Source organism: Amycolatopsis oliviviridis, from assembly GCF_014654365.1.
Lineage (GTDB): Bacteria > Actinomycetota > Actinomycetes > Mycobacteriales > Pseudonocardiaceae > Amycolatopsis > Amycolatopsis oliviviridis.
Genome location: NZ_BNAY01000017.1, coordinates 50,440 through 71,436 on the forward strand (window position 1 = coordinate 50,440; position 20,997 = coordinate 71,436).

General features: G+C 70.2%; 5 protein-coding genes. 3 read left to right on the forward strand and 2 right to left on the reverse strand.

The genetic code is table 11. From position 1 onward, the window contains the following. Nucleotides 1-5 precede the first annotated feature (5 nt). The gene (locus IE302_RS41615) at nt 6-11,189 is read right to left on the reverse strand and encodes a WXG100-like domain-containing protein (RefSeq protein WP_191259979.1); all 11,184 of its coding nucleotides are present in this window, start codon (nt 11,187-11,189) and stop codon (nt 6-8) included. A gap of 653 nt (nt 11,190-11,842) precedes the next feature. On the opposite strand from IE302_RS41615, the gene IE302_RS41620 reads away from it, so the two are divergent. Beyond that, entirely contained in the window at nt 11,843-17,770 is a 5,928-nt protein-coding gene (locus IE302_RS41620) for a WXG100-like domain-containing protein (RefSeq protein WP_191259980.1), read from the forward strand. A 39-nt stretch (nt 17,771-17,809) separates the two neighbouring features. Here the strand turns inward: IE302_RS41620 and IE302_RS41625 are convergent, their stop codons facing one another. Then, on the reverse strand, nt 17,810-18,445 hold the full coding sequence (locus tag IE302_RS41625; protein ID WP_191259981.1) for a TetR/AcrR family transcriptional regulator: 636 nt from the start codon (nt 18,443-18,445) through the stop codon (nt 17,810-17,812). Nucleotides 18,446-18,527: 82 nt separating this feature from the next. Here IE302_RS41625 and IE302_RS41630 point away from each other — a divergent pair, with 82 nt between their 5' ends. Together IE302_RS41630 and IE302_RS41635 are read left to right on the forward strand one after the other, a co-directional pair. After that, nucleotides 18,528-19,670 (forward strand): ester cyclase, encoded by a 1,143-nt coding sequence (locus tag IE302_RS41630; RefSeq protein WP_191259982.1) that lies wholly within the window; start codon nt 18,528-18,530, stop codon nt 19,668-19,670. 20 nt (nt 19,671-19,690) lie between these two features. Further along, nucleotides 19,691-20,968: a helix-turn-helix transcriptional regulator gene (locus IE302_RS41635; RefSeq protein WP_191259983.1), complete on the forward strand. Its 1,278-nt coding sequence runs from the start codon at nt 19,691-19,693 to the stop codon at nt 20,966-20,968. The last annotated feature ends 29 nt before the right edge of the window (nt 20,969-20,997 follow it).

Consider the following 20,997-nt stretch of genomic DNA (forward strand, 5'->3'; position numbering starts at 1 on the left):
CCGGCTCAGCCCACTTCCGCGCCGCGATAGGTACGGACCTGCCGCGTCGCGGCGGAGTAGACGACGAACTGGCCACCGCTCTCGAGAACCAAGGGGTTCTCCCGGTATTCGTGGACCGGGAGCACGATCGCGTTCGTCGCCGCGAATCCTGTCCAGTCCGCGCCCAGGTTCGGCCGTAACAAGTCCAGCAGACGTACGGCGACACTTTCCTCGGCCCCGCTTCCCACGTCGCAGAACAGCAGTGCCAAGCCGTTGCGCCGCCGAGGCGGAACGTCGGCCAGCAGCCCTCGCGACACGATCAAGTCGTGCAGAAACCGGGGGTCCGCCGCGAAGGTGTCTCCTCCCGGAGGCGACAACGCCGCCTGAAAACCCGTCGCGTTCCCGCCGCCTGCCAAGTAGAACGGCCGGACCCCGAGCCGGGCCCACGGGATCTCCCGCTCGACGACCAGCCGGCTGCCGTCGGCGCCGATCCCGTAGGTGTCGTATCCGACGTCCTCCTGGTAGCGAGTGGACCATTCGTAATAGGTGCGCTCGGTGTCCTCGGTGAGCAGGGATGCCCATGTCGCCTGGTCGAGGTGGTTGGTGGAAGGCAGCGAAGCCATGACGAGTTCCCCGTTCCGAGCCGTGTGATAGTCGACGCGGACTTCCTCCGGCCGTGGGGGTGGCGCGCTGAAGAGAGTGAACGTCCGTCCCGGCGGAACCTCGAAGCCACCGTCCGGGCGCAGCGCGGTGTGGGACGGCGCGAGGTAGATGTCGCGCATCATTCCGGCCCGGCGTAGCGCGGCTTGCAACGCCAGCACCTGCTCCGCGATCCGCGCGGGCGCGCCGGACAATCCGGTGACGACCAGCGGCGCCGCGGCGTACTCGCCCGCCGCGCGGCGGAACTCCGCGTCGGCGGCCAAGCCCGCGCCGAACTGCGCACCGTCCAGCCATCCTGATCGATTACCCCGCGTGTTGAGGAAGCCGGACCCGTCACCGAAAACCAGGAGGTGCACCGGATTCCACGTCAGGTGCTGCCACGGCACGGGCTGGGGCACGGTGCTGCCCGGCGTCCAGATCCGCCGGAGATCTTCGTGCTCGACCGCGCTCGCCCAGGCACGGGCTTCGGCGCCGTCGTTGAAAGCCCCGGCGGAGACACCGGTGAGTTCGCCGTCGCCCCGGTCGAGGCCGACCGTGGACAGCTGCCTGATGACCTGATCCGCGGTGATCGCGGCGATCGCGGGCAGACGTGCCGGTGTGCCCGCGGACTGGGCGGGACCGGCCCCGTCCCGAGGTGGTTCGAGGCCCATCAAGGCGGCCAACGTCGGCTGTGACGTCTCGCCTCCCGTCACGAGCCGCGTCGTCGGTGCCCGTCCCGACATCCGCGCCCACGGCGCCGCCGTGCCCGGCAGTCCGTCCGGCATCACCACCGCTTCCCGCCGGTCGACGGACCACTCCAGCCGCCCGTCCGGACGCCGCCGGACGAAGGCCGCGCCGTCCGGCAAGGGAACGGGGAACGAGCGCGCGGCGCGGCTCGACTCGATCGCCCGGCCGCGCAGCGCCTCGGTCAAGTCCACTTCGGACGTATCACGAGCGCGGCCGTCCGGGCCGAATTCGATCCATCCCCGGTCGGCCACGGCGACCCCGTCCTCGACCCGGACTTCGCCGCGGGTGGCCAGAACGGTCATGCCGAGGTGCGTCGCGAGCGGGCCGCCGAGCACGAGGGCACCACGCGGCACGACCAAGGCGAGCTTCGTGGCCGTCGCGCCCCTGAGGAGCCCCGGCACGGACTCGGCCAGCGCGCGGGCCAGCGCGTCGATCGGGAGTTCGGTCCCGTTCCACGTGCGCAGCGCCGGACCGTCACCGTTGAGGGTCCCGAGCAAGAGGTGTGCGCCGGGCTGCGCGTCGAGGGAGTAGAGCCGCTCCACGGCCAGTGCCCGGGCTTCCGGAACCAGCGTGACAGCCTCCCGCCGAAGCAGAGAAGACCTCCCCTGCGCCAGTGCCGGACTCGGCCCCTCGCTCCGGCTTGCACTCTCGGCGTAGACGAAGGCGGCGAGGTGACTCAGATCCCGGGAGACGGAGAGCAGCTCCAATAGGTCCATCAGCTCGCTGATCAAGGCGGCCTCGCCGAGGTCCGGGTCGACAGGATCGTCGACGAGCCGGGGCTCACGCATGCGATGATCGAGCGGCCCGTCGAGAAGGCCGTCCTTGGCCGCTTCGACCAGCGCGACCGAAAGAGCCGTCTGCGCGGCGAGTACGGCGGGATCGGAGCTGCCGGGCCAAAATCCCAGGCGGATCCGTTCGGTACCGGTGCCGGGGTCGACCTCGAAACCGACAGCGTTCACCCCGTCGTCCGGCAGCGCGGCCGTGTCCTGCGTCGTGCCGCGTTCGGGAAAAACGACCGGCCGTGTCTCGACCGGCGACCGACGAGAACCGCCGAAGCGAAAGAGCTGAGCTTCGAAACCCTTCACCAAGCGCAGAAGCCGCCGGCGTTCGGCGGATGTGAGGAACTCCCCGGGATCGACCCGGATCACGGTTCCGAGCGCCCTGTTCCCTGCCCCGGCTTCCCTGCCCAGCGAGTCCAGCTGCGCGAAAACGGACGACGTCTGCTGCATCGGCAAGCGGACGAACCGCGTGCCGCCGGCGTCCACCGCCTGTCTCTCTCGTCCGTCCGTCGCGGCACCATTTCGATCCGCGGGGAGGGCCAGTGCCACCTCGACCCGGCCGTCCGGGGGTTCGAGCGTGGTGACGTCCAGGCCGTCGATCAGCCGCCCGGAGCCGTCGTCCGGGGTCCGGAGCAGCCGCAGCTCGGCCAAAGCCTCCACCGTCTCGGCGAGCCGGGAAACCCGTAGCCGGGCCCGCAGATCCGCGGTTGTCGCGATCCTGCCGAGCGCGAAGGACGAAGCGAAAGCCCCCGCCGGGGCGCCATCCAGTGAGCGCAGGTCCACGACGAGAAGGTGGAAGGCGTTCGCAGCGTCTCCATGGTGTTCGGTGCCCAGGACGTCCAGGTGGTGTTCAACCACGTGGAGCTCCTCGAAGTAGCTGCGTAGCAGCGCCTTCTTGTCCGACGGGAACCTGCCGCGGGCGGCGGCGAGGGCATCGTCGAACGCGCGTTCCCGCGTATCCCAGGCGGCCTCGGCGTCCCCCGGCCAGAACTGGACCCAGGACCGGCTCGAAGTGATCCCCGCCGCGGACCGGTGGACCACTTCGCCGGCCGTGGCCAGCACCGGCACCCCCACTCCGTCGGCCAGGCTCTGCGCCTGCTCCGGCCGCAGCCAGGACACCGCGACGCCGAGACGGCCGCGGACGATCCCGTCCGCGAGCGTCCCCGCCGTCTGCCCGAGCAGGCCCGCCAAGTCCCGCTCGGCCAGCCGAGCCACGAACTCCTCGAACGGCAGGCGGCCGTCGGCCAGGAGCAGTGAGTCATCCTTTGGCGCCCGCTCGGCGAGCACGAGGTGCGTGTCCCGCGGCGTCGAGAGCGCTTCGAGCAGTTCGAGCGTCCGGCCGAGCTCGGAGCCGGGGCCGGGGAATACCCGGACGTTGCCCCGTCCCACCGAGCCGTCCGACGCGTTCCGGACAAGGTCCTGCCCATCTTCGACCTTCGCGAAAAGGCGGAACAGCGGCTCTTGATCCTCCGGCGACAGGCGGAGTATTTCGAGCAGGTCGAGGAAACGCGCGGTCCTGGAAACCGTCGCGGGAGCGGCACCGGCGACGTACGCCCCGCGCTCGTCGCGCAGGAGGCGCTCGGCTGCCGGCCGCGCGTCCCAGGCGGCGTCGTAGAGGCTGGCGAAGAGATTCGTCAGGGCCGCGACGGCCGCCGGATCCCGGACCGGGTACGGCAACCGGAAGGTCACCGACGGGGCGCCGGCGAAAGAGAGTCCTTCGAAAGCGATGAGGTCCCGCGGACTGGCGTTGTAACCACCGACTTCAGCGGTGCCGACCGTCGTGGGATACGGGTTCGGCAGGACGGCGCTCCGGTTCGCCGCCACGCCCGGCCCCGCAGCGGCGGCCACGAGTTCGAAGATGACCCCCTCGAAGATCTTGCCGAGCCACGCCAGGTCGAAGACCGCGCGATCGAACTCCGGTCTCATCGACGGTTCCACGACGACTTCGTTACCGAGGTGGATCGCGTCCACCGCGAGCGGCCCGGACATCATGTCCGCGAAGGCCGTCCAGTCGTGGTCGCCGAACCAGCCGGAAGGCGAGCGGAAGGCCGATCCGCCCTCACCGGTCGCCCAGTCGCTGACCAGTACCGCCGGAATGTCGGGGTGAAGAGTGCGGCCCGAGACGGCGAACCCGCTGTACCCGGCAGCGACCTCGGCGAGAAGCTCGTCCGGCGGCGGCCACCGCCGCGACGAGGTCTCCGCGTACCTCGTGATCTCCTCGTGCGCCCAGCTCCGCCAGCCGGACCGCAGTTCGTCGACCACCCGGCCCCACTGCCGCAGGTCGGAGCGAAGGACGGCGGTACGGTCGCCATCGGCGGACGCCGTCTGCCACGACTCGAGCCATCCGCCGATTTCGGCGACGACCCCGTGAACGTCCCCGTCGCGGTCGACCAGGTGCCCCTCGCTGTCCCAGGTGTATCCGGGTGGTGTGACTCGCCGCAGCAGGCCCCGATCCGGCGGCAGGAGAAGCACGAGATCCTCCGCCTCCTCCGCGATGGCGCGTGCCTGCCGCACGACTTCGTCGGCATCCTGGGCCGCGCGCCCAGCGGCCACCGCGACAGGCACGAGTGTTTCGGCCTCCTGGACGTATCCCGTCCTGGGCAGCCAGGAAAGCAAGTACGGCGGCTCATCGGGGAAGTGCCGCACCCAGGACCTGCCGGACCATGTCCTGATGTCCACCGGACGGCCGAGCTCCACGCTCAGTGCCTGCGCGAACCTCGGCAGTCCGTCCGCGCCCAAACCGGACACTCGAAGGACCGGGCGCCGGTCGAAACCGGACGCGCGGAGCTGGGCGGCCACCGCGGCGACCTCCGAATCGGCCCGGAGGTACACCTGCACCCGGTCTGTCTCCGCGCGCACCACGGCCGGTTCCGCAACGGCGTCCGGATCGAGGCTCACCACCGCGTCCGGCGGCCGCTCCCCCGCGACGATCGTCCCGTCGGCCCGCACGTGCAGGCGCACCTCCAGCGCATACGGCACCACCCGCACGCCCGCCGCGTCCGGCCGCGCGTCCACGTACCGCTGCACCGACTCCACCACCGGATGCGTCAGATCGCACGCCACCAGCAGCAGCCGCGACATGCGCGACCACGGCACCATCGACACCGGCAGCGCGTCCAGCGCCGCCGCCACCTCCGACCGGCCCGATGGCACCTCCAGCGCACCGGCACGATGCCGTCCCACCAGCACGAACGTCCCCGGCTCGACATCCATTCGCCCCACCGCCGCGGCCACCGCGCCAGCCGCTTCCCGCGGTACGAAGGCCGCGCCGCCCACCAGCGCCCCGCGGGCAGGCAACGGAGTCACCACCACATCGCCGCGTGAAACCGTCGCTTCGCGGAATGGCAGTGAGACAGCGTGGAGTGGTGTGCCTTGGGAACCGGCAAGCAACGCCGCGGTCAGTACCGTCTCGCCGGTCTCGCGCGATCGTCCGTCCGGGCCGAACTCGAGCCAGCCCCGGTCGGTCACGGCGGCCCCGTTCTCGACCCGGACGTCGCCGCGGGTGGCTAGAACCGGTGTCCCGAGCAGCTCGGCCAGCGGACCGGCGACTCCTCTGGCCCCGCCCGGGACGACCAGTCCGAGCGGCGGCACCCGATCGCCTGCCGACGCAGGCACTGACCAGCTCAGGGCGTCGGCCAGGTGCTCGGCGGTCAGCTCGTCCCCGTTCCAGGCCGACAAGCTCCCGCGGGCGGAACCGGGGGTGCCGATCACCAGATGCGCGCCGGGCTGGGCATCCAGCGAGTACACCCGTTCCAAGACCTGTCCGACGGATTCGCCCACGCCGGGGAAGATCGCGACATTTTCGCGGCGGACCAGCCGGGACAAGCCGTGCGGATCGGTCCGGTCCCCACCGGCCCAGTCCGCGCTGTGCGCGTAGGTGACGACGATGAGTGTCTCGATCTTCTGGGAGACCTCGATCAGGTCGAACAGGTCCGCCAGGCCATCCACCGGGGAACCCGAACCGTCCGGATCGTTGACCAGACGGGGTTCTCGGATCAGGCCGTCCAGCACCCGGTCGATCAGCGGATCCTTCGCGGCCTGGATCAACGCCCTCGACAGCGCCGTTTGCGAGACGAGCACCGCCGGGTCGAAGCTGCTGCGCCAGAACCCCAGCCGGACGAGTTCGGTCCCGGCGGCGTGGTCGATCTCGAAGCCGACGGCGCCGGTGCCGTCGTCGGCGAGCGCCGCCGGCCCAGGGTCGAGGCCGCGTTCGGGCAGGACCACCGGCCGGACTTCGTGCAACGCCAGCTCGGCCCCGCCGAACCGGTAGAGGGTCGCCTCGAACGCCTTCACCAGCCGCAGCAGCCGCCCTCGTTCAGTCCGCGTCAGCAGGCGCCCGGCGTCCACCCGGATCTGGGCACCGAGACCGCCGGCCGGCCACGCTCCGTCATCGGCCGACCGTGCCAACTGATCCAGCTGCGTGAAGACCTCCTCCGTCGGCTGGAGCGGTGAACGCAGGAATCGGGTGCCCTCCGGTCCCGGCTCGTGTGTCCAGGCTCCGCCCACTACGTCGAGGACGTCGCCTCGGCCGGCCTGGCCGACGGCGTCATCGTGACCGTGGAATGCCAACCGCAGCTGCACGTTGCCCACCGGCGGCTCGACCGTGCTGGCCCGGAAATGCGGTACGAGGCGCGTGCCCCCGGCCGGAACCCCATGCCCTCGTTCGTACTCGAAGAGCTCGGACAGCGCTGCGTCCCGGAGCGTCCGCAGCTGGGTTCGCAGGTCCGCCGCCGCCGCCACGCTGTCGAGCGCGAACCGCGCGGGAACCTCTCCGGCGGCCACGGCGGAAACCGCGTCCGCGCGATCGCGCAGGGCGCCTTGTCTCGTGAGCAGTGCGTCAAGATCCTCACCGGCCAGCGCAGCCAGATGCCGATCGGCCGACGCGAGGTTCGCGTGGAAGTCCTCCAGCAGGGCCGGGACGTCCGAGGGGAAGCGGCCGCGTGCCAAGGCCACCGCGTCGCCCAAATCCGTGGCGCGGGCGGTCCAGACCGCGGTGGGATCGTTCGGCCAGAACTGGGTCCAGTGCAGGTCCGATCGGATCCGGCCATCGGAATCACGGACGACCTGGCCCCCGGTGGCCAGCAGCGGCGTGCCCAGCACATCGGCGAGGCTCTGGGCCTGCCCGGCCGGGAAACGGGACACCGCGAGAGCGAGCCGCCCCCGGGCGATTCCGGCCGCGAGCGCTTCCGGAGTCTGCCCGAGCCGGTCCGCCGGCTCCCGGCCTGCCAAGATCCTCCGGAACTCTTCGAACGGCAACCGTCCGCCGTCGGGCCTGAGCAAGCCACCGGATGCCCGCTCGGCCACGACCAGCTGGACGCCCGGCGGGACCCGCACTGTTTCGAGCGACCGCAGGACCCCGCCGAAGTCCGCGCCGAGGCCGGGGAACACCCGGACGCTGCCTCGTCCGATAGACGGATCGGCGCCTTCCCATCGAGCGGTGTGTCCTTCCGGGACGTTCGCGAACAGGCGGAGCAGCCGCGCCTCGGCCGCCGGATCCGCCTGGAGGATCTCCAGCAGATCGTGGAACTGTGCGCCGCTCGACGCCCTCGCCGGATCGGCGGCCACCTGGTAGGCCGAGTCCTCGCCGAGAACGCGGCGTTCGAGTACCACGCTCGGATTGAGCGCCCTGTCCAGGAGGCCCAGGTACAGGTCCGACAGCGCCACCAACGCGCCCGGGTCTCGGACGAGGTAGGGCAGCCGGAAAGAGACCGAATGCTCGTGGAGCGAGAAGAAGTTTCCGAACTCGATGTGATCGTGCGGACCGCCGTTGTACCCGCCGCTCTCGGTGACACCCGGTGCCGAGGGGTAAGGATTCGGTACGGCCTCCGTCCGGAGCATCGGCGGGGTACGTCCGGCCGCGGCGACCGCGAGATCGAAGATCGGTCTCTCGAAGATCTTGCCCAGCCGCGCCAGCCGGTACGCGGCGTCCACCAAATACTCGGCGGTTCCCGGCCCTGCGGGTCCGAGGTCCACGTGCAGAGCGTCGACGCCGGGCGACCCGGCGATCGTGGCGGCGAACGCTCCCCACCCGTGCTGCTGGAACCAGGCCGGTGGTGACCGGAAGGCCGACCTGTCCGGGCTCGATCGCCATCCCTGCGGCAGCGCGATCGTCCGGTCGTCACCGGGGATCCGCGCCCGCGCCGAAACGGCGAACCCGACGTAACCGTGCCCGGACCAAGCGTGGTGGTCGCCCGTCGAGCCAATCGGCAGCGGACCGATCTCGCCCGCGTAACGCCGGATCTCCTGGCGCTCCCAGTCACGCCGTTCCTCCCGCAGTTCGTCGATCGCCCTGCCCCATTGCCTCAGCCGCGTGAGAAAGTCGGCATTGCGGCCGGGGTCTACCGGAGCCTGCCGCCAGACATCCACCCGGTGCTCAGCCACATCGGCGAATTTATCCAGCTCAAAGGTGTCACCGTCGGGACCGATCAGGTCACGATCGGCATCCCAGAGGTAGCCGTCCGGCGCGACCGTTTGCAGTACGGCGTTAGCCATCGGCATTCGCTGGATGACGTCCAAGGTCTCCTGGATGAGCAGCCGTGCCTCGGCCTCCAGTTGATCGGCTTCGACCGAGGCGCGCTCGAAGTCCGCCTCCGCGGCCTCCGCGGCCTCCGCGTTCCGCCGGGCCGTCGCCTCGGCCTCGGCCGACCACGGCCGGGAATGCACCACCGGCTCCCGGCCGTCGGGAAAATGCCGGACCCAGGACCGGCCGGCGGTGGGCCGCCGGTCGACCGGACGTCCGAGCTCGGCACTGAGCTCCTGCGCGAACCCCGGCAACGACCGGAAATCCGGTCCCTCCAGCCGGAGGACCGGGCGTTGATCGACCCCCTCCACACGGAGCTGCCGGGCCACCGCCGAGACGTCCGCCCCGGTGGCCACCCGCACCAGCACCCGGTCCGTCTCCGCGCGCACCACAGCCGGTTCCGTGGAGGTGTCCGGATCGAGGCTCACCACCGCGTCCGCCGGACGCTCGCCCGGCACGATCGTCCCGTTGGCACGCACATGCAGGCGCACGTCCAGCGCATACGGCACCACCCGCACATCCCGCGCGTCCGGCCGCGCGTCCACTTGCCGCTGCACCGACTCCACCACCGGATGCGTCAAATCGCACGCCACCAGCAGCAATCGCGACATCCGCGACCACGGCACCAGCGTCGCCGGCAGCTCCGCCACCGCACCCGGACCCGCTTCTTCCGGCACTTCGAGCCTGCCGTCGCTATGGCGGCCCACGACCACGAACGTCCCCGGCTCGACGTCCATGCGCGCCACCGCGGCGGCGACCGGACCCGCGGCCTCACGCGGCACGAACGCCACGGCGCCCATCAGGTTGCCGTCGCCCGCCAGCGGGACCGTCACCACCGCCTTTCCGGACTCCGCCGCCTTGCCGGGGTGGCTGTCCGAAGGCGGCTCCGGGGTGGTCGCCTCGATCCGGGCTTCGGCCGTGGCGGGAGGCGTCGGCCTCGACTCCACGGCTCCGGCGGTCCGGTCGCCGGCCGCGGGGCGAGCCGCCTCGGAGGACGCCGGGGTGGTCCGATCGGACAGGGCGGACACTGTCGGGACCTCACCGCCGGGAGCCCTGCCCGCGGCGGCCATCGACCGCTCACCGCCGGTGCTCGGAGCGGCCGTGGACTGTCCGGCTGACGACGTGACCGGAGGGCGGGTGCCGCCGCCCGCGATTGCCGTGCTCCGAGCGGACGCCTCACCACCGGGCCGGGTTTCGGTACCCGGTCGCACGGTTTCCGCGGCCGGCGCGGCGGCGACGCGCACCGAACCGTCCTGAATGGACGGTGCGGCGGCCGAAATCGGAACCGCCGCGACGGTGGGTTCGCCGGTGAAGAGCATGCCCAGCCCGCGCGAGCCCTCCCCGGCCGCGGCGACCGGGCCGCCATCCGCGATCGTCGCGGGTGAATAGGCCGGTGGCGCGAACATCGAGTACGGGGGCGGTGTGGCTTCCTTCTCGTCGACGATCGCCGAGAGCTTTTCTTTGCTCTGCGCGGCAAGGAACTTCGCGATGTCGGTGCCGACGGACGTCTCGGTCCCGACGTCGGCGGGTTTCTCATCTGCATTGGGGATCCTGAACTCCGGCGCCTTCGACAGCTCGAATCCCGGCGCCGAGTCATCCAGCGACGCGGCGTTCCCTCCTCGGCGACCCCCGCCGAACCCGCTGAGCGCCCCCAGCACCCCCAGCCACGGGCTGGTCCCCGGAGCGCCGGTCGCGAGGTTGATCAACGGCGCGGTCGCCAACGCCGCCAGCACCTGTGCCGATCCATAGGAGAAATGCCCGGACGCGCGCAGCACTCCCGGCAGGCCCTTCGGCACGGTCTGCGCCGTGCCCCGCAGCCAGATCGCGCCCGCGTGCACGATCCCCGCGAACGCGCCGCCCATCGCCCCACCCACGAACGACCCCAGCAGCGAGTGTCCGTCGAGGTCCGCACGGAGTCCTGCTGCCTGCTGGACCCCCTGGATCGTCAGATCGAGCCCACCGAACAACCCGCCGCCGATCGCCGCGAACTTCGCCGCCTGCTTACCGACTTCGGCCAGCCCGATTCCCGCTCCTCGCATCGTCAGGGAACCGAGCCGGGTCACCAGCGCACGCCACAAGGCCGCCAGCGCGGCTCGGGCTCCCGCCAGCACCACGCTCACGAACAACGCCCCGAACACCGACACCAGCAGTTCGATCACGGAGGCCAGCGCCATGAGTGCGATGGCCACCATCATGACCTTGGACTTGACCACGTTGGCCGCGCTGTTCTTCGCCATCCGCTCCAGCTCGGCGGCAGACGTCCGCAGCTGGTCCGCGCCGGAGGCGGCATCTCCCTTCAGCCAGGACGAAAAGAACTCGCCCACCTCGGAGGCGAGTGCCTCGGCCACGCCCGCCCCGCCTGCCGCCACCGCCTGCTCGAACTCGTCCAGTGCCGTCCCGAACCGCTTCCAGGCATCACTGATCGCGTACAGGCCCTCGTCATTGCTTTCCGGCCAGGGCATCCCCAGCGTCACCTGGAAGAACTTCTGCAATTCCGGAGGCAGGTTCACCGCACCGCCGCTCACCCACTCTCACCTTCCTCCGGCAGCGAACATGTCCTCACCTGAGCATTTCCCCGAAATCGGGTGACGCTCGCCGGAAGACGGCCGCGCTCGCCATCGGTGGGAGGAACCCCCACCAGGCCCGGTGCCCGGGCCGTCTGAAAGGGCAGCGAGGATTGCCGAACACACCTGCCAGGTGTTGTGTCCGGTGGCCGCTGAGGGCGCGGAGTGTCGCTCAGGGTGAGAGGTGTGTGGATATAGGGACGTTGAACGTCCCTATATCCACACACCCCTTCGCGATTGGTCCGGTCACGCGGGACTGTGTGGATTTCTGGTCATCCAACGCTCCGAAATTCACACGGTGGGTGCCCCAGGTCCGGCGTCGCGCAGAGCCACTGACCCGCCCACGAACACGCCCCTCTGCTTCACCCCTCAATAACCCTCATCGCCACTCACGACCCCAGGAGAACCCTCAACGGAACGCCCGCCGGCGGTCCCGGACCGGGAGGGTGCTCACGGTCGGCCCGTGAGGTAATTCCCTCCGATCAGACGGCGTGACGGACACATGGCCGGTCTCAGGGGCCCGACGAAAGCAGAATATTGCCGTCCGTGTCGGAAAGTGTCCGCTGGGTGATCAACCGGGGTACGGGGAGGGGTCCGTTGTGGGCGGGGGTGGGGTGGCCGTTCCGCCGGAGGTGCGGCGCTTTCTGGAATTCACGCTGGGGTTGTCGTGGCCGGAGAGCGACGATCAGGGTTTGGTCGCGTTGTGGAAGGCGTGGGAGGCCTTCGAGACAGCCGCCGACGTGCTGGAGGCGGCCGCCCGGGCCTCGGGAGCCGGGGTGTCGCGGGAATTGAGAGGCGAGACAGGAGAGTTCTTCGCCCGTTTTCTCCGGGTGACGATCGCCGATGGCGTGGCGGGGCTGGGCGACGCGGCCGGGCGGCTGGCGAAGATGTCGCAGAACGCGGCGGCGGATGTCTACAAGACCAAGGTGATGTTCGTGGTGTTCGCCGCGTTCACCCTGGCCGCGGTCCTGCATCTGCTGGCCACGGTGGTCGGGGCGTTGTTCACCGGGGTGGTGATCGCGGCCGCCCGGGTGGCCCTGTCCGCCATCTGGCGCGCTCTGGTCGCCCAGTTGAGTCAGTTGTCGGTGCGGGGTGGGTTGTCTCAGGCGACGAGGACGGCCTTGCTCACGTTCGCGAAGAATCTGGCGCTCAAGACCGGCGGGTTCGCCGTGTTCGGGGCGGCGTTGATGGGCGGCACCGATTTCGGGGTCCAGGCCAGGCAGATCGCCGAGGGCGACCGTGAGGGCTGGGACATCCGGTCCTTGACCTCGTCACTGGCCGGGGGCGCGCTGGGCGGCGCGTTCGCCGGAGTCTTCCACGCGGCCGCCGGTGGTGTCCGCCGGACCGCGTTCTCCCTGCGCGACCGGCTGGAAGCCGAACCCGGGCACCTCGACGCCCTGCTGCCGCGTGCCTCAGGCAGCGGCGTCACCGCCCGCGAGGTGACCACCGCGATCACCGGACCGCTGGCCGCGGTCGGCGACCTCGCCTACGCCCTGGGACAGTTCGCCACCGCCGTCGTCGCCGCCGTCCCGATCAACTACCTGCTTCACGACCCTCACGGCAATCCCTTCCTCGGCGCTCTCGGAGCCTTCTCCCGCTACGGCGGCGGCCGCACGACGACCATCCACGGCGGCATCAGCCTCGACACCTTCCACCCACCCATCCCGCCCGAACTCACCATCACGGCACCGGAAAAACCTCATGCGAGCACCGGAAGAACCACCGCGGACGCGGAGAAATCACCGGCCTACGTCACCGACACGCGCTACGGCGCAGCGGCTTCCCAGCCGTCCACACCCGTGACCGGCGCGATCGATCCCGCCGCCCTCGACTCGCACGAAACCGCGCCTCCCCTCGCGACGGCCGCGCCCCCGCTTTTCGGCACAGCGGTCGGTGTCACCGGGGCACCGGCCTTCCTCGACGCTTCGGTCTCACCACCGGTTTCCCCCGCCGTCACTCAGCCCGACGCCCCAGCGTCCGCCGGCACCGGCCCGGCACGGCCCCTGCGCACGATTCCACTTCCCGGCAACGGTGGAGTCGCCTTCCTCCACGACACCTACACCGCCAACGTCGTCAACGCCTTCCCGCACGCCGAATCCGGTGTCTATCGAGTCATCGTCGAGGGCGGCGGCAACGACACTTTCCTCCTCCCCGGGCATCGCGACCACCCCACTCCCCTGCCGCATCACGATCTCGCCGTCACCCTCGCCGGCCTTCCCTCACACCTGGCGACCTGGAACCGCGACACCGTCATCAAGCTCTGGTCGTGCGACCTCACCCGCGCCCACCACGAGCTCCTCGCTCCTTCGATCCGCACCACCCTCGGCACCGCACTCGCCATCGCCCACCTCGACCAGCCCATCACCATCACCCCCAGCGGCGCCGTCAACACCCCCGGCCCCCACGACCCGGACACCCTCCACCTCGGCCCCAAACGCAAGGCCACCCTGACCGACCCCGCCGGCCCGGGCAAACGAGTCAGCACGGACCCCGCTACCCAGGAAACGCACAAGGCCGCCGGGGAAATTCTTCGCCGGCACGGGACCATCGGCGACGACGTGCTGGCCTCGCACCTGCTCTCCACAGGTGTCACGGACCTCACGCACGCCAACGCCGTGAAAGCGATAGCCCGGGCGCAAGCGGAACTCAAGAAGACCGGAGAGCTTTGGGGCCCCCGATTCGTGGGCGCGTCCCACCCTGGGAGGTTCGACCCGGACGAGCCGGACGAGCTGACCGTCTGGTTGTGGTGGCACGCGGTCACGAACCCCGGATCCTCCATCACAGAGCTCGCGCAGGCGGCGCAGGCGGCGGGATTCACGGTCACCGCCCCTGAGGACTTCGTCTCGTTCGCCGGAAAAGCGATCGAGGCCGCCGAGGACGACGGTCGCCGGAACCCGGAGTTGCGGATCGGCAACGCGGAGGACAAGCCGGCGATCATGGCCCGGCTCGATCGGATCCTCGACGAGGACACCCATACAGCGGAACAACGAACCGACGCGGCCTATCTGACCGCCGCGTTGACGCGGCGCCACGTGAGTGGGCAGCAGTACCGGATCCGAGCGCTGGTGGCTGCTCACTTGCGTGTCCGGGCCGCGGGACCGCCCGTGCCCACGAGTCGGCCGGATCCGCTTCCGCGGCCGGCCCGGACCTTCCTCGGCCGATCGCTGGACATCGGTACGGCTTCGGACCGGGTTTTGATCGAGAAGCTCGCCTACATCGCTGCCTGGTCGGACAAGACCGCCATTCCCGCCGCACTGGCTGCCCGGTTGATCGCCGACGACCTGGTGAACGGCTCCGCGGCGGACCTGGAGAAGCTGGTATCAGGCGTGGTGGCCACCGCGACCAGAAACGGTGACCGGCTCGTGCCGCTGTCGGTCACCGACCAAGCCCACGCGACCGAAGTGATGGACCGGGCCTTGGGCGTCGCCCTCGGCACGCCTCGGCTACGCGAACCGGAACGATTGACCGACCTGATCCGGCACCTGCGCGTACGGCATATCGCCGGACCGCACGAGGCCGTGACGGAACTCGCCACCCTGGTCCAGCAGACCGTCGCGGATCTGCCACCGGACGCGGTGGTCGTCGACGGCCTTTCCGTGGACCCGCTCGTCCTCCCCGAGGCGAAACTCGATCCCTCCGACTCCGGCAGCCAGGCGGCCATGGACGAACTGATCCGGACGGTCATCACCGAACGGGGCCGCCTCACCAGGAGCGCCCTGACCTTTTGGCTACGGCAAAAGATCATGGAGAACCCCGGGTTCTCCCCGGCGATAGCACGGGGCCTTCAGCAAGCGGAATCCGAAGGCCGGTCGTGGCACCCCGCCTTTGGCGGCAGGGAAGCACATGTGCAAGGGGCGCACCGGGCATTCACCTCGGCCGAGCCGTCGGACTTGGCGGCCGCGCTGTGGCTATTGGTGATCGACCACCCTCGAGAGTCCCGGCCGGAGCTCGCGCGACGGGCCGAACAAGCCGGCTTCATCGGCGGGGACAGGCTGCTTCTGAACATCGACGAGGCGATCGACCTCGCCGTGCGTGACCGGCGGCGCCATCCGATCCTGGAACTCACGGAGCCGGCCCATCGTCCCGCGATCGACGAGCTGATCGCCGCTCTGCTCACCGATTCAGGGCGTACCGGGCCGACAGGTTCCACCAAGTCGATCTCCGATCTCGCGCGCGCGTACAACGTCGCCGGAGGTTCCGGCCCGCTGTCGGACGCGGTGAATGCCGTTCGGGACCGGCTCACCGCGGCGGCGATGAAGGGGGCGGCTGGGCTGCCTGTACTGCGGCCGACCGGCACGTTCGCGGGCCGGACACTCGACGCCGACGTGCTCACAGACCACGCCACGATCGCGAAACTGGCTTACGCCGCGGCGTGGGCGGACAAGAGCGCGGATACCGGGCAGCTGATCGCCCGATTGAAGCGGGAAGGCGTCACCGGGTCAGCCGAGACGCTCTCCCAGCTCGTGACCGATTCGATCGTCGAAGCCACCCGAAACGGTGACCGGCTGGAAACCCTGTCCGTCGCGGACAGCGGCGCGCTCGAAGCCATCCATGCCCGCGCACTGGACATCCTGCGTTCCGAGCCGCACCTTCGCACCCCAAACCGCCTGGACGATCTGATCACCCACATGCGCATCCGGCATATCACCGGGCCTCAACGCCTGCTGGAGGAAATCGCCGGCACGGCGCTTCGGACGCCGGCGGACTTCACTTCGCCCGCCGCGCCTTTCACCCCTCTCGACCGTTCTCGCAAGTTCAGTCGCGGCTGGCACGAGGATCACCAAGGCGTTACTTCCCTGGCGACAAGAATTCTCGCTGAACACGGCAAGCTCGATCGGGCGCAGCTGGCTCACTACATGAGCCTCGAGTCCGCGCGAACGGATGCTCCGACGTATTCGGCGCTCAAGAGTGCGACGGCTCTCGCCAAGGCCGACGGCTCAATGTGGCTCCCCACCTACCGCGGGGTCGTGGGGATGATCGATCCCGGACATCGCTCCGCCGCGGTATGGCAGCTGGTGGTCGACCATCCGAACGCGACGCCGACGGACATCCTGTACCTGGCGCAGGAGGCGGGGCTCCCCAACCGGAAAGGTCTCATCGCTGAAGCCCAGCAGGCCGTCGCCGCCGCCGAGCGGCACGGGCGGCGGCCGCCGATCCTCAAAATCGGCGACCGGATGAAGGACCGCTCGGTTCACGATCTCATCGACGCCGTCCTCATCACCGAACCCCACCTCGACCCCGGTGTCCTCGTTCTGCGCCTGTACGACCTCAACCTCCAAGGCGGGAGGCAACCCGTTCGTGCGGCGGTGGCGGAACGGATGCGTGCGCTGGCGGAGGTCACGCACGATGCGGACGCCATCGCCGCCGCGCGAAAACGCTTGACGCTCGTACCCGAACCGACGTTCTTCGACCGGAAGCTCGACAGCGGTGTGCCCGCCGATCGCACGATGATCGAAAAGCTCGCTTACGCCGCGGCCAGGGCACACAAAACCGACAGCGCCGGGCAGATCCTCGACTGGCTGGGTGCCAACGGCGTCACCGGGCCACGCGAGGTCTTGACCGGACTCGTCGCCGACGCCATCGAAAGTGCCGATCGGCACGGCGACCGGCTCGTCACGTTGACCGCCGCGGTGTCCACACATCACCACGCCATCCGAGAACGCACGGACGACATCCTGACGAATTTCCCCGAGCTGCGGCATTCCAGTACGCCGTACCGCGTGAACAAGCTCGTGGCACAGATGCGACTCCATCACATCACCGGCCCGCAGACCGTGCTGCGGGGAATCGCCGAAACCGCCCTCAGTGCCGATTTCGCGCCGCCGCCGCAATCCCTCGTCCTGCTCGGCGGCAATCCAGGCCGCCCGCGGAGCCCCCTCGACGCCACCGCCGAGACCGATCTCCAGGCGATCTACCGGCGCACCGGTGAACTGGTGCTCCAGCTGACGAGATCGCTGGCCGCGTCCGGAGAGCTGTACGAGAACTCGCGCTCATTGCTCAACCCCGGCAATCCTCACCGAGTGTCCGACCTGGTGAAACACATGTCCCAGAACGGCATCTCCGGTCCCGCGGAGGTGCGGCGCCAGCACGCCGAGACCGTTCTCGGCGTCCGCACCGGCCAGCCAGTGCCCGGAAAACATTCGATCCCGTTCTCCACCGACGGCGAACCGGTGCGGCTCGTTCCGCTGCCCGACGGTGTCGCATTCGTGACCGAGGCCGACGCCCCGGCGGTGCTCGACGCGTTCTCGCGGCCCGCGGCCACGACCCTGCGCCTCATCGCCCTTCGCGAGGACGGCCCGGACGGCGCCTTCCTGATCCCCGGGCCTGACGGTGACCTCGCGCCGGCCGACGCTCACCGGCTGCTCGACATCACCGCCGCCTTCGCCTCCACCCTGCCCGCCTGGAACCGGTTCACCGAACTCGAAATCTGGACCTCCGCCACCGCGTCGCAGCATGAGGAACTCGCCGGTCTCGTGAAGGTCCATCCCGCTCTCGGACACCTCGCTCTCACGATCCCGGGTCCGATGGGCCGTGAGCTGTGAAGGCGAAGATGGCGTGCGCCCGGCCCCCAAGACCCGCGGTCAGGGACGGCCCGCGAACAGCTGAACGGCCTCGACCGCCCAGTCCTGCCACTGCTCGGTCGTCCAGCCGCACTCGATGCAGAACTTCGTATAGGTCTCGATGCTGACCAAGCCCCACACGATGTCGACCGTGCGGTCGTCGGCTTGGCGCCCGTAGACCAGTTCGAGCATCTCGGACATCGTCGTCCGCCGCCCCGCTTCGAGCTCGGTGCACCATTGAGCCACCTCGGGGTCACCGGCGGCGGCCTCGTTCAAGGCCCGCCAGAGACGGGAAACTGGGCCGGAGTAGATCTGCCCGGCGATCGCGATCGCTCCCCGCAGCCTGCGATCCGGCGGCTCCGCGCTCAGTTTTCGGTAGGGCTCACGCTCCACGAGCGGAACCGGGTCGGCGTCGCCCACTATGGCGACGTCCATGGCGGCGCGCAGCAGGGCCTTCTTCGATCCGAACCCGCTGTAGACCGTCTCGACGGCGACCCCGGCCTCCGTGGCGATGGCGCCCACTGTGGTCCGGGCCCACCCGTTCCGGGCGAACAGGTCCACCGCCGCGTCGAGGACCTCCTGCCGGGTCTGCTCGACCTGCCGGGCCCGCAGCGCGGACCGATATCTCCGCGGCGTGCCCGCCGCACCCTTGGTCACGGTTGCGATGGTACAGCACACCCTGATTCAATACAGTGGCATTCCAGCGGATTACTGGACCGCATCTCGGCAAGGAGATGACATGCCAACCCCGCACCAGCCACCCCCGCCGGACACAGCCGTGGACGTGCGCGACATGCTCGTCGCCCATCAGGCGTTCCGGCGGGAGTTCCGGCTCGCCCCGGCCGCGGTCGAGCGCGCCGCCGACGGTGATCGTCGCCAGGTCCGGAAAGTCGCGAAGCACCTGAGACTCCTGATCCGTCTCCTTGATCACCACCACACCGGAGAAGACCGGCTGCTCTGGCCGAAGCTCCACCAGCGGGTACCCGACCGGCTCGACGCCCTGGTGACGTCGATGGAACACCAGCACGAGGAGCTGCACGCACTCCTCACCGCCGTCTCCGAACAGCTGACCGTCTGGGTGGCACACGGCGGCACCGAAGCACGTGACCGGCTCGCCGACACACTCAGGCTCCTGTCCCGGGCACTGGACGAGCACCTGGACGACGAAGAGGACCAGATCCTGCCGCTGGCCGCGCGGCACCTGGAGGTGGACGAATGGCAAGAGCTGGAGCGTGACGGTATCGGCGCCCTGCCCAAGACCCGGGCGGCGCTCGCCTTCGGCATGCTCATGTACGAAGGCGATCCCGAGGTCGTCTCCCTCATGCTCGGCCGTGCGCCCGCGCCTGCCCGGCTGCTCATGCCCCGCCTCGCACCGCGCGCCTACGCACGCCACGCCCGGCGCATCCACGGAACACCGACTCCCGAAACTCACCCTGCCGCGGACTCAGGACTCGAAGCCGTCGCCCGACGCGTGTACACGGACCTCTGGAACGACCGGCGGTACGACGTCGCCGACGACCTCTTCCATCCCGATTTCGCCTCTCCCGCCGCACCCGGACTCACCGGCGGAGCCGCGAAGCTCGCTGCCATCCGCGGTTACCACGCGGCCTTCCCCGACCTGAATGTCACCATCGACCAGCTGATCGCGTCCGCCGGTCAGGTCGCCGTCCGCTGGACCATCACCGGCACCGACACCGGTGGCCTCCGCGGCAGGCCGCCCACGGGCCGAACCGTCACGACCTGGGGCGTCGACTTCCTCGAATTCGAGGACGGACGCATCATCCGGGACTGGGTCGGGACCGATTGGCTCGGCACTCTCGTTCAGCTCGGCGTCATTTCGTCTCCCTGGGCGAAACCCGCGCCGGGAAGCGTCCACAGCTAGCCGATGGTGTTTCGTCCACGATGGGAGCGCGTTCTGTGATCGGCACCGAAACGAACCGGCATCTCGTTCAGGCGCACGCGGTGGAGGTTCCAGCGCAGGCGGAGTCCCCGGAAACGCCGAAAGTGGCCGTGCACCACGATTGCCACGCCGCCGAGGCCATGGCGGTCGGCATGCGGGGACTCGACCGGCCCTTGGCGACCCGGCTGGCCGATCGCGCGCTCACCACGGCACCGTGCAGAGACGACCTCCGCTGCGTATGGCGCGCGATGTCGGTGCTGCTCATCGCCCGCGCGCTTCCGGCGGTCGACGCGCACTGCGCCCGTCTCGCCCGGACCACTCATCCCGCGGGCCCGGCCACGGATCTGATGTGGCCGTTGCTCCGAGCCCAGATCGCCCGGCTGGCGGGCGACCTCGACGGCGCCCGGACCGCTCTCGAAAACCTCGTCGGCCCGGGAATTCCGCGCAGTATCCACCATGTCGCGCTGGCCTGGCAGCTCGAAACCTTGGTCCGGGCGGGCGAGGTGGAGAAGGCCAAGGAGTCGGCCAGGAAAAACGACCTCGACGGCCTGATCGCCCGCTCGACCGTCCACCACCCGCTGTTGCTCGCCGCACGCGGCACCGTCCGGCTCGCCGAAGGACGCGGCCAAGGCGCGCTGTCCGATTTCCTCGCCTGTGGGAACGTGCCCGCCTTCGAGCACATGGCCTTCCCCGCCGTGCTCCACTGGCGCGCCATGGCGGCTTTCGCCGCCGTCGGATGCGGTCGCCCGGACCTGGCGAACTCGTTGGCCGACGACGAACATCGAACGGCGAAGCATTACGGCACCCCTGCCGGTCTCGGCTACGCGCTGTATGTGAAGGCGATGGTCGCCGATCGGGGCGATTCGCTCGCGTTGCTCTCCGACGCGATCCACCTGCTCGAGGTCGCGGGCGCTCGTGTCGAGCTTGCCGCGGTCCGCCTGGAGTTCGGGCGGGCCCTGATGGCGGCCGGGGAGGTCGCCCGTGCGGCAGGCCAGCTTTCGCGTGCGGCGGAGCTGTCCCGGCAGATCGGCGACCGGCGGACGACCGACGAAATCGGCCTCGAACTACGCAAGGTGAGCGACACGCCCGCACGCGAGGCGCTCAGCCCGCAGGAACATCGCATCGCCGGAATGGCCCGGGCCGGCCTCAGCAACAAGGAAATCGCGGCGAGGGCCGGAGTGGCCGTGCGAACGGTCGAATTCCACCTCTCCAGCGTCTACCGCAAGCTCAAGGTGTCCGGACGCAAACAGCTGCTGTCCCCCGGGATCACCATCGACTGACCCCGCGCGGCCGGTGAGGTGATTCCCTC

Coding starts and splice junctions, on each gene's coding strand:
- IE302_RS41630 (WP_191259982.1), top strand. CDS start 18,528: ATGCCAACCCCGCACCAGCCACCCCCGCCGGACACAGCCGTGGACGTG.
- IE302_RS41635 (WP_191259983.1), top strand. CDS start 19,691: ATGGGAGCGCGTTCTGTGATCGGCACCGAAACGAACCGGCATCTCGTT.